Origin of the sequence: Brenneria alni (assembly GCF_003666245.1) — a bacterium.
GTDB classification, from domain to species: domain Bacteria; phylum Pseudomonadota; class Gammaproteobacteria; order Enterobacterales; family Enterobacteriaceae; genus Brenneria; species Brenneria alni.
On sequence record NZ_MJLZ01000010.1, the window covers coordinates 77,823 to 93,680 of the forward strand.

15 protein-coding genes and 2 pseudogenes are annotated in these 15,858 nt (G+C 51.4%); 13 read left to right on the forward strand and 4 right to left on the reverse strand.

What is annotated here, in order from left to right:
• Window positions 1-68: 68 nt before the first annotated feature.
• The 10 genes from skp to tilS all read left to right on the forward strand — a co-directional run bounded on the left by skp (window position 69) and on the right by tilS (window position 11,162).
• A complete protein-coding gene (skp, locus tag BIY29_RS06725) occupies window positions 69-566 on the forward strand; it encodes a molecular chaperone Skp (protein ID WP_121574381.1) in 498 nt (165 codons plus the stop codon).
• Window positions 567-569: 3 nt separating this feature from the next.
• Complete coding sequence (lpxD, locus tag BIY29_RS06730; RefSeq protein WP_121574382.1) at window positions 570-1,592, forward strand: UDP-3-O-(3-hydroxymyristoyl)glucosamine N-acyltransferase; 1,023 nt, start codon at window positions 570-572, stop codon at window positions 1,590-1,592.
• Window positions 1,593-1,762: 170 nt separating this feature from the next.
• The gene (gene fabZ / locus BIY29_RS06735) at window positions 1,763-2,236 is read left to right on the forward strand and encodes a 3-hydroxyacyl-ACP dehydratase FabZ (protein WP_205680314.1); all 474 of its coding nucleotides are present in this window, start codon (window positions 1,763-1,765) and stop codon (window positions 2,234-2,236) included.
• Between the two features lie 4 nt (window positions 2,237-2,240).
• Window positions 2,241-3,029, forward strand: coding sequence for an acyl-ACP--UDP-N-acetylglucosamine O-acyltransferase (gene lpxA, locus BIY29_RS06740; protein ID WP_121574384.1), 789 nt, complete (start codon window positions 2,241-2,243; stop codon window positions 3,027-3,029).
• Window positions 3,030-3,032: 3 nt separating this feature from the next.
• Window positions 3,033-4,181: a lipid-A-disaccharide synthase gene (gene lpxB, locus BIY29_RS06745; protein ID WP_121574385.1), complete on the forward strand. Its 1,149-nt coding sequence runs from the start codon at window positions 3,033-3,035 to the stop codon at window positions 4,179-4,181.
• Entirely contained in the window at window positions 4,178-4,777 is a 600-nt protein-coding gene (gene rnhB / locus BIY29_RS06750; RefSeq protein ID WP_121574386.1) for a ribonuclease HII, read from the forward strand. The genes lpxB and rnhB overlap by 4 nt, the downstream gene beginning before the upstream one ends.
• Before the next feature lie 78 nt (window positions 4,778-4,855).
• A complete protein-coding gene (gene dnaE / locus BIY29_RS06755; RefSeq protein WP_121574387.1) occupies window positions 4,856-8,338 on the forward strand; it encodes a DNA polymerase III subunit alpha in 3,483 nt (1,160 codons plus the stop codon).
• Window positions 8,339-8,350: 12 nt separating this feature from the next.
• On the forward strand, window positions 8,351-9,310 hold the full coding sequence (gene accA / locus BIY29_RS06760; protein WP_121574388.1) for an acetyl-CoA carboxylase carboxyl transferase subunit alpha: 960 nt from the start codon (window positions 8,351-8,353) through the stop codon (window positions 9,308-9,310).
• Window positions 9,311-9,451: 141 nt separating this feature from the next.
• On the forward strand, window positions 9,452-9,841 hold the full coding sequence (locus tag BIY29_RS06765) for a VOC family protein (protein WP_121574389.1): 390 nt from the start codon (window positions 9,452-9,454) through the stop codon (window positions 9,839-9,841).
• Window positions 9,831-11,162 (forward strand): tRNA lysidine(34) synthetase TilS, encoded by a 1,332-nt coding sequence (gene tilS / locus BIY29_RS06770; protein ID WP_121574390.1) that lies wholly within the window; start codon window positions 9,831-9,833, stop codon window positions 11,160-11,162. The genes BIY29_RS06765 and tilS overlap by 11 nt, the downstream gene beginning before the upstream one ends.
• 50 nt (window positions 11,163-11,212) lie before the next feature.
• Here tilS and rof read toward each other — a convergent pair whose 3' ends face one another.
• Together rof and BIY29_RS06780 are read right to left on the reverse strand one after the other, a co-directional pair.
• A complete protein-coding gene (gene rof / locus BIY29_RS06775) occupies window positions 11,213-11,473 on the reverse strand; it encodes a Rho-binding antiterminator (protein WP_121574391.1) in 261 nt (86 codons plus the stop codon).
• Window positions 11,460-11,660, reverse strand: coding sequence for a YaeP family protein (locus BIY29_RS06780; protein ID WP_121574392.1), 201 nt, complete (start codon window positions 11,658-11,660; stop codon window positions 11,460-11,462). The genes rof and BIY29_RS06780 overlap by 14 nt, the downstream gene beginning before the upstream one ends.
• 241 nt (window positions 11,661-11,901) lie before the next feature.
• Here BIY29_RS06780 and BIY29_RS06785 point away from each other — a divergent pair, with 241 nt between their 5' ends.
• Window positions 11,902-12,450 (forward strand): YaeQ family protein, encoded by a 549-nt coding sequence (locus tag BIY29_RS06785; RefSeq protein WP_121574393.1) that lies wholly within the window; start codon window positions 11,902-11,904, stop codon window positions 12,448-12,450.
• Between the two features lie 50 nt (window positions 12,451-12,500).
• Here BIY29_RS06785 and mutS read toward each other — a convergent pair whose 3' ends face one another.
• Window positions 12,501-15,065, reverse strand: coding sequence for a DNA mismatch repair protein MutS (gene mutS / locus BIY29_RS06790; protein ID WP_121574394.1), 2,565 nt, complete (start codon window positions 15,063-15,065; stop codon window positions 12,501-12,503).
• Window positions 15,066-15,222: 157 nt separating this feature from the next.
• On the opposite strand from mutS, the pseudogene BIY29_RS20535 reads away from it, so the two are divergent.
• Window positions 15,223-15,423: pseudogene (locus BIY29_RS20535) on the forward strand (integrase); the annotation flags it as partial.
• Here the strand turns inward: BIY29_RS20535 and BIY29_RS20540 are convergent.
• Window positions 15,383-15,592: pseudogene (locus BIY29_RS20540) on the reverse strand (relaxase/mobilization nuclease domain-containing protein); the annotation flags it as partial. The pseudogenes BIY29_RS20535 and BIY29_RS20540 overlap by 41 nt on opposite strands.
• 108 nt (window positions 15,593-15,700) lie before the next feature.
• Here BIY29_RS20540 and BIY29_RS06805 point away from each other — a divergent pair.
• A partial coding sequence (locus BIY29_RS06805) for a transposase (RefSeq protein ID WP_147437145.1) occupies window positions 15,701-15,858 on the forward strand: 158 nt, incomplete at its 3' end.

The window sequence follows — 15,858 nt, forward strand, 5'->3', positions numbered from 1 at the left end:
AGCTAATGTTATGACGCTATGCACATCAATGTGTTAAGACACAAACAGGTTAGGTTGAGGAGTTTATAGTGAAAAAGTGGTTGTGTGCCGCAGGGTTCGGTTTAGCATTGGCTGCTTCAGCCAGCGTTCAGGCTGCTGACAAGATTGCTGTTGTCAACGTATCCAGTATTTTCCAACAGCTACCGCAGCGCGAAACGGTAGCCCGTCAACTGGAAAATGAATTCAAAGGCCGTGCTTCTGAATTGCAATCGATGGAAAAGGATTTGCAAACCAAAATGCAAAAGCTGCAGCGTGATGGCTCTACCATGAAAGCGAGCGATCGCAGCAAAATGGAAAAAGACGTCATGGCTCAACGTGAGCAGTTTTCAACTAAAGCGCAGGCATTTGATCAAGATAATCGCCGTCGTCAGATGGAAGAGCGTAATAAAATCCTGAGCCGTATTCAGGATGCAGTAAAATCTGTTGCCAGCAAAGAAGGCTATGATGTGGTGATCGACGCTAATGCAGTGGCCTATTCTGCTAATGCCAAAGACATTACTGCTGATGTGCTGAAACAGGTTAAATAATTCATGTATTCGATTCGACTGGATGTTTTAGCACAACAGTTGGATGCGCAATTACACGGTGATGGCAGTGTTGTCATCACCGGCGTTGCTTCTATGCATTCAGCAAAGTCCGGACAGATTACTTTTCTATCTGACAGCCGCTATCGTGAGCAATTGGCACAGACTCAGGCCTCTGCGATAGTGCTGACGCAAGCGGATTTGCCTTACTGTCAGGTTGCGGCGTTGGTGGTTAAAAATCCTTATCTTACCTATGCGCGTTTGGCGCAACTGATGGATACCACGCCAGCTCCCGCTACGGATATTGCACCCGGTGCGGTGATTGCGGCCGATGCTACGATTGGGGCGCAGGTTTCTGTCGGGGCGAATGCCGTTATTGAGTCCGGTGCGCAACTGGGTGATGGTGTGAGCATTGGCCCTGGCTGTTTTATTGGTAAAAATGCACGTATTGGCGCTGGCAGTCGGTTGTGGGCGAATGTCACGGTCTACCACAACGTTGAAATCGGTGAACAATGCCTGATTCAATCGGGGGCGGTCATCGGCTCTGATGGCTTTGGTTATGCTAACGATCGGGGCAACTGGGTGAAGATCCCCCAGTTAGGTACGGTTAAAATTGGCGATCGGGTCGAAATTGGCGCCAGTACGACGATCGACCGTGGAGCATTAGATGATACGATCATTGGCAATGGCGTCATCATTGATAACCAATGCCAGATTGCTCACAACGTTGTGATTGGCGACAATACAGCGGTCGCAGGCGGTGTCATTATGGCCGGAAGCCTGAAAATAGGCCGTTATTGCATGATCGGTGGGGCAAGTGTGATTAATGGTCACATGGAGATCTGCGATAAAGTCACGGTGACGGGAATGGGCATGGTAATGAGACCGATCACCGAACCTGGAGTATACTCTTCGGGCATTCCTTTGCAGCCCAATAAAGTTTGGCGTAAGACCGCCGCGTTGGTGATGAATATCGATGATATAAGCAAGCGGTTAAGAGCCGTTGAACGAAAAGTCGATAACAGGTAGTCACGGGCATTTTGTCTGATTGGCTGCAAACGCATAGTCTGGATGTAAATGAAAAGTCCGGGTGTAAGTGAATCGTGTTCATGCACCCGTGTACTAATCCTTATTTGCGGCCTGCCTGAAGATCCCCTTTTAGGATCTGAGCAGGCCGTGTTGTTGATGGCATCAGTTTTATGGACAGGAAGAGTATTTTGACTACTGACACTCATACTCTGCATATTGAAGAGATTTTAGAATTATTGCCGCACCGCTTCCCGTTTTTACTGGTTGATCGTGTACTGGATTTTGAAGAAGGTAAATTTTTACGAGCAGTGAAAAACGTCTCTTTCAATGAGCCTTTCTTTCAAGGGCATTTCCCAGGTAAACCCATCTTCCCTGGCGTGCTGATTCTGGAAGCTATGGCCCAGGCAACCGGTATTCTGGCGTTTAAAAGCGCTGGCAGGCTTGAGCCAGGTGAACTTTATTATTTTGCGGCAATTGATGAGGCGCGCTTTAAGCGCCCTGTACAGCCAGGGGATCAAATGATCCTGGAGGTTGAATTCATTAAAGAGCGTCGCGGTGTTGCGCGCTTTAAAGGTGTCGCTAAAGTTGATGGCGAGGTCGCCTGTGAAGCGTCAATGATGTGTGCTCGTCGTCGGGAGGCCTGATAACGTGATTGATCAAACCGCCTTTATTCATCCCAGCTCCATCGTTGAAGATGGCGCTATCATTGGTGCCGGTGTGCATATCGGCCCATTCTGCTATATCGGTTCTCAGGTTGAGATCGGTGCAGGTACTGTTTTGAAATCGCATGTTGTGGTCAATGGTATAACCAAGATTGGCCGCGATAACGAAATCTATCAGTTCGCCTCGATTGGTGAAGTGAATCAGGATCTGAAATACGCAGGAGAGCCGACTCGTGTTGAAATCGGCGATCGTAACCGTCTACGTGAGAGTGTCACTATTCACCGTGGCACAGAACAAGGCGGTGGGTTGACTAAAGTAGGTAGCGATAATCTGCTGATGATCAATACGCATATCGCGCATGACTGTGTTATTGGCAACCGTTGTATCTTTGCCAATAATGCAACGCTTGGCGGGCATGTATCCGTTGATGATTTTGCCATCATCGGCGGTATGACGGCGGTGCATCAATTCTGCATCATCGGTGCTCATGTTATGGTCGGCGGATGCTCTGGTGTCGCGCAGGATGTTCCTCCTTACGTCATTGCGCAGGGAAATCATGCCACGCCGTTTGGCTTGAACATTGAAGGGTTGAAGCGCCGTGGTTTTGAGAAAGAAACCCAACATGCTATCCGCAATGCTTACAAGCTGATTTACCGTAGCGGTAGAACGCTTGATGAGGTAAAACCGGAAATTGAGGCGCTGGCGGTCAAACACCCGGCAGTACAGGCGTTTATCGATTTCTTTGCCCGTTCTACCCGCGGTATCATTCGTTAACCTATGCCACAGCGTCCTTTGGTTATCGGATTGGTTGCCGGAGAAACTTCCGGCGACATTCTTGGCGCAGGATTGATTCGAGCGTTGAAAGCGAAAGTTCCTGATGCCCGTTTCGTGGGCGTCGCCGGGCCACGTATGCAGGCTGAAGGTTGTGAAGCCTGGTACGAGATGGAAGAACTGGCCGTCATGGGCATCGTTGAAGTGCTTGAGCGCTTGCCGCGTTTGCTTAAAATTCGCCGGGATTTAACACAGCGTTTTAGCGCGCTTAAGCCCGATGTTTTTGTCGGCATTGATGCGCCGGACTTTAATATTGTGCTCGAAGGCCGTCTGAAGCATCGTGGCATCAGCACCATTCATTATGTCAGCCCTTCCGTGTGGGCCTGGCGTCAAAAGCGCGTTTTCAAAATTGGTAAGGCAACCAATCTGGTGCTGGCATTTCTTCCTTTTGAAAAAGCGTTTTACGATCGTTTCAATGTTCCCTGTCGTTTTATCGGCCATACGATGGCGGATGCCATGCCTTTGCACCCGGATAAAGCGGCTGCCAGAGCAACGCTCGGCATCCCCGATGACAGCCTCTGTCTGGCGCTGTTGCCCGGTAGCCGCAGTGCTGAGGTGGAAATGCTCAGTGCCGACTTTCTCAATACCGCTCGGCTGTTGCGTCAGCGATTTCCTGCGCTGGAAATTGTCGTTCCTCTGGTCAACAGTAAGCGTCGCGAACAGTTTGAGCGGATAAAAAATACCGCTGCGCCTGATTTACCGCTTCATATACTCGATGGGCAAGCGCGTGAAGCGATGGTTGCCAGTGACGCAACCTTGTTGGCTTCGGGAACCGCTGCGCTGGAGTGTATGCTGGCGAAATGCCCGATGGTGGTGGGGTATCGTATGAAGCCTTTCACCTTCTGGCTGGCGCAGAAACTGGTGAAAACATCCTGGGTTTCCCTGCCTAACCTGCTGGCTGGGCGCGAACTGGTTACTGAACTGCTACAGAGCGAGTGCACGCCGGATAAACTGGCGGCGGCACTGACGCCCTGGCTGGATGATGAAAATAAAACCGCCGCTTTGCAGGCAACGTTTTTGAATTTGCATCAGCAGATTCGCTGTAATGCCGACGAGCAGGCAGCACAAGCCGTACTGGAATTAGCGAAATCATGAGTGATATGTTTATCTACCCGCAGGCTTACTATTGTATTGCGGGGGTTGATGAAGTGGGGCGTGGGCCATTAGTGGGGGCTGTCGTCACTGCGGCGGTTATTCTCGATCCTTCCAGGCCTATTGTCGGGCTGGCAGACTCAAAGCAACTGAGTGAAAAACGTCGGCTGGCGCTTTATGATGAGATAAAAGAGAAAGCGCTGTCCTGGAGTGTTGGACGGGCAGAGCCTGAAGAGATAGATCAGTTAAACATACTGCACGCCACCATGTTGGCGATGCAGCGGGCAGTCGCCGGGCTGGCGTTGACGCCGGATTTTGTGTTGATCGACGGTAATCGCTGCCCTGCTTTGCCCATGCCTGCGCAAGCGGTGGTTAAAGGGGATAGCCGCGTGGCGGAGATTAGCGCGGCTTCCATCATGGCGAAGGTCACACGCGATCGCGAGATGGTGGAGCTGGACAAACTATTTCCCGCATACGGTTTTGCGCAGCATAAAGGTTATCCAACCGCTTTTCATTTAGAGAAACTGGCGGCATTTGGCGCCACCGCGTTTCACCGCCGGAGTTTTGCTCCGGTTAAACGGGCGTTAGGGCTGGCGTAATCATCATTAACCCTTAATGCTGTGATGTCATTATTAAAATTACAGCGTTGACTAATCGATAAATTCTGGGATCTGGAGATGGCCGAACCACGTTTTGTTCACCTGCGTGTTCACAGTGACTATTCCATGATCGATGGGCTGGCAAAGATCGGGCCGCTGGTAAAAAAAGTGGCGGCGCTGGGTATGCCAGCTCTGGCGATTACCGATTTCACCAACCTGTGCGGGCTGGTCAAGTTTTATGGCGGCGCTCATGGCGCCGGTATCAAGCCGATTATTGGGGCAGATGTTTATGTCGCCAGCGAAGAATTAGGCGATGAACTTGCTCACCTCACGATACTGGCGATGAATAATGACGGCTACCAGAATTTAACGCTGCTGATTTCCCATGCTTATCAGCGTGGCTACGGGGCCGAAGGCCCAACGATAGATCGCGACTGGCTGATTGAGCACAACAACGGATTACTGCTGTTATCTGGCGGTCGCCACGGCGACGTTGGCAAGTTTGTGCTGCGTGGAAATCAGATGCAGGCTGAACATTGCCTGGCATTTTATCAGCGACATTTCCCCGATCGTTATTATCTGGAGCTGATCCGCACCGGGCGCCCGGATGAAGAAAGCTATCTGCATGCTGCCATTGAACTGGCAACAAAACACGGGCTGCCGGTGGTGGCGACCAACGATGTCCGTTTCATCAGCGAAGAGGATTTCGAGGCGCATGAAATTCGCGTGGCCATCCATGATGGCTATACGCTCGACGATCCCAAGCGGCCACGGAATTACAGCCCACAGCAATATATGCGCACTGAAGATGAAATGTGCGAGTTGTTTGCCGATATTCCTGAAGCATTGGCTAACAGCGTAGAAATTGCCAAACGCTGTAACGTGACCATCCGTTTGGGCGAATATTTTCTGCCGCAGTTCCCGACCGGGGATATGTCCACGGAAGATTATCTGGTCAAACGGGCGAAAGAAGGGCTGGAAGAGCGTCTGGAATTCCTGTTCCCTGACCCGGATGAGCGGGCAGAGAAACGCCCTGAATATGATGAGCGTCTGGATCTTGAACTGGGCGTTATCAACCAGATGGGATTTCCGGGTTACTTCCTGATCGTGATGGAGTTTATCCAGTGGTCTAAAGACAATGATGTGCCCGTAGGGCCGGGGCGTGGATCGGGGGCTGGTTCCCTGGTGGCGTATGCGCTGAAAATTACCGACCTGGATCCGCTGGAATTTGACCTGCTGTTCGAACGCTTCCTGAATCCGGAACGTGTTTCCATGCCAGACTTTGACGTCGATTTCTGCATGGAAAAGCGCGATCTGGTGATCGATCACGTCGCTGACATGTACGGGCGTGATGCGGTTTCACAGATTATTACCTTTGGTACGATGGCCGCCAAAGCGGTAATCCGTGATGTGGGCCGGGTGCTGGGTCATCCTTATGGCTTTGTGGACCGCATTTCTAAACTGGTTCCCCCCGATCCGGGGATGACGCTGGAAAAAGCCTTTGCTGCTGAACCGCAGTTGCCCGAAATCTACGAAGCTGACGAGGAAGTCAAAGCCCTTATCGATATGGCGCGTAAGCTGGAAGGCGTAACGCGTAACGCGGGGAAACATGCGGGTGGGGTGGTTATCTCACCAACCAAAATCACTGACTTTGCCCCGTTGTATTGTGATGCGGAAGGCAACCATCCTGTTACCCAGTTTGATAAAAACGATGTGGAATACGCCGGGCTGGTGAAATTCGACTTCCTTGGCTTGCGTACGCTGACCATCATCGACTGGGCGCTGGAGATGATCAACGCACGGCGTGCCAGGCAAGGGCTTGAACCGATAAATATTGCGGCCATCCCGCTCAATGACAAAAAGAGTTTTGACATGCTGCAACGCTCGGAAACCACGGCGGTATTCCAGCTTGAATCGCGCGGCATGAAGGATTTGATTAAGCGCCTGAAGCCTGACTGCTTTGAAGATATGATCGCGCTGGTGGCCTTGTTCCGCCCTGGCCCGTTGCAGTCCGGTATGGTGGATAACTTTATCGACCGTAAACATGGGCGTGAAGCAATCTCGTATCCTGATATCCAGTGGCAGCACGAATCGCTCAAACCGGTACTGGAACCGACCTATGGTATTATTCTGTATCAGGAACAGGTGATGCAGATTGCCCAGGTGCTGGCGGGTTATACGCTGGGCGGCGCGGATATGCTGCGTCGCGCAATGGGTAAAAAGAACCCGGTCGAAATGGCCAAGCAGCGCGGTGGTTTTGAAGACGGTGCAAAAGCACGCGGCATCGATGGCGAGCTGGCGATTAAAATCTTCGACCTGGTAGAAAAATTTGCCGGTTATGGGTTTAACAAATCGCACTCTGCCGCTTATGCGCTGGTGTCCTATCAGACGTTGTGGCTGAAAGCCCATTATCCGGCGGAGTTCATGGCGGCGGTGATGACGGCGGATATGGATAACACCGATAAGGTGGTTGGGCTGGTGGATGAATGCTGGCGCATGGGGCTGAAAATCCTGCCGCCGGATATCAACAGCGGGCTTTATCATTTCCACGTTAACGACGATGGTGAAATTGTTTACGGCATTGGGGCGATTAAAGGCGTTGGTGAAGGGCCAATTGAAGCAATTATCGAAGCGCGTAATCAAGATGGCTACTTCAAAGAGCTTTTTGACCTTTGCGCCCGAACCGATATTAAGAAGCTGAACCGTCGGGTGCTGGAAAAGCTGATTATGTCCGGGGCGTTTGACCGCCTGGGGCCGCACCGCGCCGCGCTGATGAATTCTCTGGGTGATGCGCTGAAGGCCGCCGATCAGCACGCAAAAGCGGAGGCTATCGGGCAGGTGGATATGTTTGGCGTGCTGGCCGATGCCCCCGAGCAGGTTGAGCAATCTTACAGCACGGTTCCGCCGTGGCCGGAGCAGGTGGTGTTGGATGGCGAGCGCGAGACGCTGGGATTGTATCTGACGGGGCACCCGATCACCCAATATCTTAAAGAAATTGAACGTTATGCCGACGGCTTGCGTTTGAAAGATATGCACCCGACGGAACGGGGCAAAATGACCACGGCCGTGGGGCTGGTGTTAGCCGCCAGGGTAATGGTGACCAAGCGGGGAAACCGTATTGGCGTTTGTACACTGGACGACCGTTCCGGTCGTCTTGAAATCATGTTGTTCACCGATGCGCTGGAAAAATATCAGCATTTGTTGGAAAAAGACCGTATCCTGATCGCCAGTGGACAGGTCAGCTTTGATGACTTTAGTGGCGGGCTTAAAATGACCGTCCGCGAGTTAATGGATATCAGCGAAGCGCGGGAAAAATATGCGCGTGGGCTTGCTATCTCGCTGACTGACAGGCAAATTGATGACCAGCTATTAAACCGTCTCCGCCTATCGTTGGAACCTCATCGATCGGGGACGATCCCAGTGCATCTCTATTACCAACGTGAAGATGCGTGCGCCCGGTTACGTTTCGGTGCGGCATGGCGGATAACGCCAACTGATTCGTTACTGAATGAGCTGCGCACATTAGTGGGTAATGAGCAGGTGGAACTGGAATTTGACTAATATAGGAATACTATGAGTCTGAATTTTCTTGATTTTGAGCAGCCGATTGCAGAGTTGGAAGCGAAAATTGACTCGCTGACCGCAGTCAGCCGTCAAGACGAAAAATTAGATATTAATCTGGACGAAGAAGTCCAGCGGCTGCGGGAGAAAAGCGTTGAACTGACGCGTAAAATTTTCTCCGATCTGGGAGCATGGCAAGTCGCCCAGTTGGCGCGTCATCCTCAGCGCCCTTATACGCTGGATTACATCAAGCATATCTTTACCGACTTTGATGAATTGGCGGGCGATCGCGCCTATGCCGATGACAAAGCGATTGTCGGTGGTATTGCGCGTCTGGACGGTCGTCCGGTGATGATTATCGGTCATCAGAAAGGGCGTGAAACCAAAGAAAAAATTCGGCGTAATTTTGGTATGCCAGCGCCGGAAGGCTATCGCAAAGCGCTACGTCTGATGGAAATGGCCGAACGTTTCAAATTGCCGATCATCACTTTTATTGACACGCCGGGGGCTTACCCAGGTGTGGGGGCTGAAGAGCGCGGGCAGTCAGAAGCCATTGCACGTAACCTGCGTGAAATGTCCGGCTTGCGCGTTCCTATCATCTGTACCGTGATCGGTGAGGGCGGCTCCGGCGGCGCTCTGGCCATTGGTGTCGGCGACAAAGTAAACATGTTGCAATACAGCACCTATTCAGTGATTTCACCGGAAGGGTGCGCCTCTATTCTGTGGAAAAGCGCGGATAAAGCGCCGCTGGCCGCAGAAGCGATGGGTATCACGGCTCCACGTTTGAAAGAGCTGAAAATGATTGATAGTGTGATCCCTGAACCACTGGGTTCGGCGCATCGTAATGTGACAGCGATGTCTGCGTCCCTGAAAGCACAGTTGCTGGCCGATCTGGAAGATTTGGACGGGCTGAGTGAAGAAGAGTTGCTTAATCGCCGTTATCAGCGTCTGATGAATTACGGTTACTGCTGATTTTATTCATTACTCTGTCATCTAAAAGTCCGCTGTCAGCAATGAGAGCGGGCTTTTTGCTATCATCAGCATGACGCCACGGGTAAGTCGATCTTTCAGCCAATATCCTGAGTGCTTAATCAGTAATGAAAGTGGAGAACCATGCTAAAACTCATTGATATTCATCACATTGCTATTATTGCTTCCGACTATGAGCGCAGTAAGGCGTTCTATTGTGATGTGCTGGGTTTTTCCCTGATCAATGAAGTATATCGAGCCGCACGGCAATCGTGGAAAGGGGATTTAGCATTGAATGGGCGTTATACCATTGAGTTGTTCTCTTTTGCGAAACCCCCGGCCCGCATCAACCAGCCTGAAGCTTGTGGTTTACGGCATCTGGCCTTTGCGGTTGAAAATGTAGAGCAGGCTATTACCGCACTCTCACTGGCGGGAGTGAATTGTGAGCCGGTACGGATCGATCCTGAGACGCAGCGCCGGTTTACTTTCTTGCGCGATCCCGATGGGTTGCCCTTAGAACTGTATGAGATTTGAAACGGTGAACAGCGACGCTCTACTTGCCTCCCTGGCATCGCAAACCGCAGGGTATCGGCAGATGCTGGTAGCTTACAGCGGTGGGTTGGATTCCTGCGTTTTACTGCATCTGCTGGTGACGTTGCGTCAACGCAGTAATATAGATGTTCGCGCTGCTTATGTTCATCACGGTTTAAACCCGCTGGCAGATAGCTGGGCTGAACATTGCCGCCACCAATGCCGGCAATGGCTGGTGCCTTTTGCCACGCTTGCCGTCACGGTCGATGCGCAAAACGGCGGGGTTGAAGCGGCGGCAAGGGCGGCGCGTTACCAGGTGTTGAAAGCGCATTTGCAGGACGATGAAATTCTGCTGACTGCGCAGCACCTTGATGATCAAAGTGAAACGTTTTTACTGGCGCTTAAACGCGGTAGTGGCCCGGCTGGGCTTTCTGCAATGGCCGCCAAAACGATATCTGACAACCATACGCTGCTGCGCCCATTACTGGGTTTTTCCCGCCGACAGTTGGAGCAGTATGCAAGGCAGCATCAACTGTGCTGGATTGAGGATGACAGCAATCATGATGAACGTTTTGATCGCAACTTTCTGCGCAGAAGGGTGCTTCCTCTTTTAACGCAGCGCTGGCCGCATTTCCCTGTGGCAGTGTCTCGCAGCGCACAGCTATGTGCCGAGCAGGAACAGTTGCTTGATGAGCTTTTGGCTGAATCATTACGGGCACTGTGTCAGTCGGATGGTTCTCTGAGCATTGAAGGCATGTTGCCGCTAAGTCAGGTGCGTCGGTTTGCTTTGCTGCGTCGTTGGCTGGCTGAACAAGGTGTACCAATGCCTGCCCGCGATCAACTGCAACGATTATGGCACGAAGTCGCCGTCAGCCGTCAGGATGCTGACCCGGTGTTACAGCTAAATCAACGACAAATCCGGCGTTTTCGTCGGCGCCTCTATGTGCTGCCTCTAATGCGATCGCTGAAAGGCAGGGTTTTGCCGTGGCAGCCTGTATCCGGCCCATTAGCGCTGCCTGATGGCTTGGGCTATGTATTGCTGTCAGATGAAGGTATCGCCATTAGGGCGCCGCATGTGGGTGAACAGGTTAGTATACGTTTTAGCGCTGGCGGGGTTGTGCACATGGTTGGCAGAACGCACGGGCGACAAATAAAGAAGCTCTGGCAGGAGCTGTCCGTGCCGCCGTGGTTGCGCGATCGCACACCGTTGGTCTTTTATAATGAGCGGTTGATTGCGGCACTCGGTCAGTTTGTCACTCTGGAAGGGCAGGCAAAAGAAGACGAACCGCATTGGCATATTGTCTGGCGTCAAGCCGGTATCTAAAATGAAAACGGACAACCACAGTTGTCCGTTTTAGAGAAAAAATGTGCTGGTTATGCTTCGCTGACGACAACTTTTCCTATTTCTGGATGGCTAAAACTGACGATGTGATCGAGACGAAGTTCCCGTGTCGAGCCAGACTCTTCGATCACTAAATATTCAACATGTTTACGTGAAATTATGTCACTGGCTTTACCGATAACGATTTCACCCCCACGCAGTTCCAGTGTTAGCATCAAACGCTGCTGACAGGTGGCTTCCAGATTGTCGTAGTCATCACAGTTGATGGGTTGATATTCGTTACTCATTGACATAATCACTCACCAATAAGTTAGCGGCGGCATAAGCCGCCTGTTCCCTGACAGAGGATGGCAACTCGCTGTTAGCGGCGATGTCATCCAGGGTTTTCAATACACAACCCAGCGCGTCGGGTATATAGCCCAGATCGCCGCTGGCGATCTCTGCGTATAAGCGGCGTACTAATTCACAGTATTCTTGCACTATATATCCTCCCTTGAAAGCTTAACCCGGTAGGCATTCATGCATCATCATTTTCATTGTGACGGATGTTGTAAGCCTACGAAGATAAACTCTATTTAGCAAACCGACTATAACATAGGCTCCGATAGGATATCAGTATTCCTCCGATGCCCAATCTCTCAGTTACGTGGCAGATATCACCTTTACTGTGAGGATAGCGCTTACTCAAGTACACTGTTGGTGGATAAATACGAGGTAACAGATGGCATTAAAAGCAACGGTTTACAAGGCAGCGATTAATATTGCGGATATGGATCGTCATTTTTTCTATGACGCTAACCTGACTATCGCCCAACATCCTTCAGAAACAGAGCAGCGGATGATGCTGCGTTTGTTGGCTTGGATTTGCCATGCGGATGAAAATTTACGTTTTACGAAAGGGTTGAGCGCTGATGATGAGCCGGAAATCTGGCTGCGTAATGACACTCTGGAACTGGAGCTGTGGATCGAGCTTGGTTTACCAGATGAAAAGAGACTGAAAAAAGCCTGTAACCAATCTCGTTCGGTAGTGCTGTACGCTTATAGTGAACGTGCCGCACAGGTATGGTGGCAGAATATCGCCAGCAAAATATCAGGGTATAAGAATCTGACAATACATTTTCTGGATGACCGTCAGTTAGCGCAACTCGCTGCTTTGGCAAAGCGAAATATGACGCTACAGGCCACGTTACAGGAAGGGACTATCTGGTTGTCCGATAATGAGAATAGTCTGGAAATGACTTTTGCCGACTGGCAAATAGCCCAGAGATAAGGCGCTGAGGGGATCAGCGCTTTTTTGATGTGACGATGCAATCGTCCCGCTTACAGCATTTTCTTCAACTGGTACAGCCAGTCCAATGCCTGACGTGGCGTTAACGCGTCTGGATCAATCGATTCTAACGCTTCCAGCGCCGGGGAAGGTTCTTCATTACCCAGCAATGCCAGCTGTGCGCCATCAATATGACTGGATGATGCGTTGTTAGACAGTGTCTCCAGTTCTTTCAGCTTCTGCCGCGCCCGCTTGATGACTTCTTTAGGTACGCCGGCCAGCGCGGCTACCGCTAACCCATAGCTTTTGCTGGCGGCGCCGTCCTGAACGCTGTGCATAAATGCGATAGTGTCGCCATGCTCTCTTGCATCGAGATGAACATTCACCACGCCTTCCATTTTTTCGGGCAGGTTGGTCAGCTCGAAATAATGTGTGGCGAACAGCGTCATGGCCTTGATGCGGTGAGCCAGATTTTCGGCACAGGCCCAGGCCAGCGATAATCCGTCGTAAGTTGAGGTTCCGCGGCCAATTTCATCCATCAGCACCAGACTGTTTTCTGTCGCGTTGTGCAGAATATTGGCGGTTTCCGTCATTTCCACCATAAAGGTTGAACGACCGGAAGCCAGATCGTCCGCCGCACCCACGCGGGTGAAGATGCGATCCACCGGGCCGATAACCGCCTGATCCGCCGGAACGAAGCAGCCAATATGCGCCATCAGTACGATCAACGCGGCCTGGCGCATATAGGTACTTTTACCTCCCATGTTTGGGCCGGTAACGATTAGCATACGGCGCTGCGGTGAAAGTGACAGCGGGTTCGAGATAAAGGGTTCGCTGAGAACCTGCTCTACCACCGGGTGGCGTCCGCCAGCGATTCTGATGCCGGGTTTATCACTGAGCGTGGGGCACACATAATTCAGCGTGTCGGCGCGTTCCGCCAGATTAGACAATACATCCAGTTCGGCTAATGCCGCCGCGCTTTGTTGCAGCTTTGCCAGGTGCGGCAGTAACAGATCGAACAGTTCATCATAGAGGGCTTTTTCCAGCGCCAGCGCTTTGCTTTTGGAGGTCAGCACCTTATCTTCGTATTCTTTTAACTCAGGGATGATATAGCGTTCGGCGTTTTTTAGCGTCTGACGGCGAACGTAATGTATTGGCACCAGATGGCTTTGACCGCGGCTGACCTGAATGTAATAGCCATGTACGCCATTAAAACCGACCTTGAGGGTATCAAGCCCCATTCTTTCACGCTCACGGATCTCAAGCCTGTCCAGATAATCGCTGGCGCCATCTGCCAGCGCCCGCCATTCATCCAACTCTGCGTTGTAACCCGTGGCGATAACCCCACCGTCACGCACCAATACCGGCGGCGCTTCCACCACTGCACGTTCAAGCAGGTCACGCAGTTCGTCAAACTGACCAATCTGGCTAACTAACTTACGGACATAGTCGGTTTCCAGCGGTGCCAGCAACGCCCGAATGTCAGGGAATTGCTGGAATGCATGGCGCATCCGCGCTAAATCACGTGGGCGGGCAGAACGCAGAGCCAGTCGCGCCAGAATACGCTCCAAATCACCGACCTGCCGCAGATAAGGCTGTAATTCCGACGTGATGTCCTGCAATGCGCTGATGGCCTGCTGGCGTTGAGTCAGCGTGGGGATATCCCGGCTGGGCATATGCAGCCAGCGCTTTAACATCCTGCTGCCCATCGGCGTAACGGTGCAATCCAGCACCGTGGCCAGCGTATTTTCCGTACCGCCCGACAGGTTTTGCGTCAGTTCCAGATTACGCCGCGTGGCGGCATCCATAATGATGCCATCCTGCTGACGTTCCATGGTAATACCACGGATATGGGGCAATGAGGTGCGCTGGGTATCTTTGGCATATTGCAACAGGCAACCCGCGGCCCGCAGCGCGAGCTTCGCCTGCTCAACACCGAACCCTGTGAGGTCGCGCGTACTGAATTGCAGATTCAACTGCTGGCGGGCGGTATCCAGTTCAAATTCCCACAGCGGGCGACGGCGTAAGCCATGACGATGTTCAATTAACGGCATGGATTCAAACGACTCGGGATAGAGTAATTCTGCCGGATTGGTTCGTTGCAATTCTGCGGCCATCGTTTCCTGATCGGCAGGTTCGCTCACCCGAAAACGACCAGAGCTGATATCCAATGTCGCATAGCCAAATCCACGGCTATCCTGCCAGATGGCGGCTAACAGATTGTCCTGTTTTTCCTGCAACAGTGCTTCATCACTGATGGTGCCTGGCGTCACGATACGCACAACTTTTCGCTCTACCGGCCCTTTGCTGGCGGCGGGATCCCCTATCTGTTCGCAGATAGCGACCGATTCACCTAACTGCACCAGTTTAGCCAGATAGTTCTCGATGGAATGATGGGGAACACCAGCCATAGGGATGGGTTCACCCGCAGAGGCGCCTCGCTTGGTCAGTGAGATATCCAAAAGCTGCGATGCCCGCTTGGCATCATCGTAGAACAGCTCATAAAAGTCGCCCATACGGTAAAACAGCAGGATTTCCGGGTGCTGCGCCTTCAGCTTAAAGTACTGCTGCATCATGGGTGTGTGGGCGGTGAAGTCCTTGTCTGTAGACTCTTTCATTATGATTTTACTCATTTTTATGGTTTTAGAAGTACTCAATTGGCCCCGTGTGAAACCCTGATAAAACTATCTAAATCCGAAAATTTGTATGCCTGAGGTATTCTAGCTACTATCGAGAATACAACATGGCTCTTCTGGTATACATGAGGCAACAACTGTGAAGATGACTCTGAATCAATCTATAATAATCAATAAGTTGTCGATAGAAACGAAACCTGATTTTGATTCAGACGGACGAGTTGTGTATGTGCCTAACATTTCTGGTAAGCCCTATCTTATCACTGACAACCATCGCGATTCACCTGTAGGCTTTGGCGTTCATTTCTGCCCAGGTAAAGCTTCCCTCCTACCAAGTCGACTCTACTGGCAATGATATGAATGTGTTGACCTGCCTCGTCGTCATGTATGACATAGCAGCGCAGGTGTGTATCGCTAAATCCCATACACAACATGTAGTCGTCAGCAAATGACACCCATTGCTTTGTGGTGAGTGATTCACCGATAGGTAGGCGAAGCGAGTTGTGCCACTGTAACGGTCAAATAAAACCGGACACTGATTTATGTAGTCCCCCCTGAATTTAGTCTTACCGTTTAATAGAGTTCTCTGGTTAAAATACAACCAGAGGAGGCTCATTATGAAGAAAGCGCGTTTCACTGAAACTCAGATCCTGCGGGTTTTGAAAGAAGTTGAAGGTGGTCGGCATGTGAAGGATGTGTGCCGCGAAAACGGTGTGTCGGAAGCCAGCTATTACAACTGGAAATCTAAATACGGAGGCATGGAGTCCTCTGATAT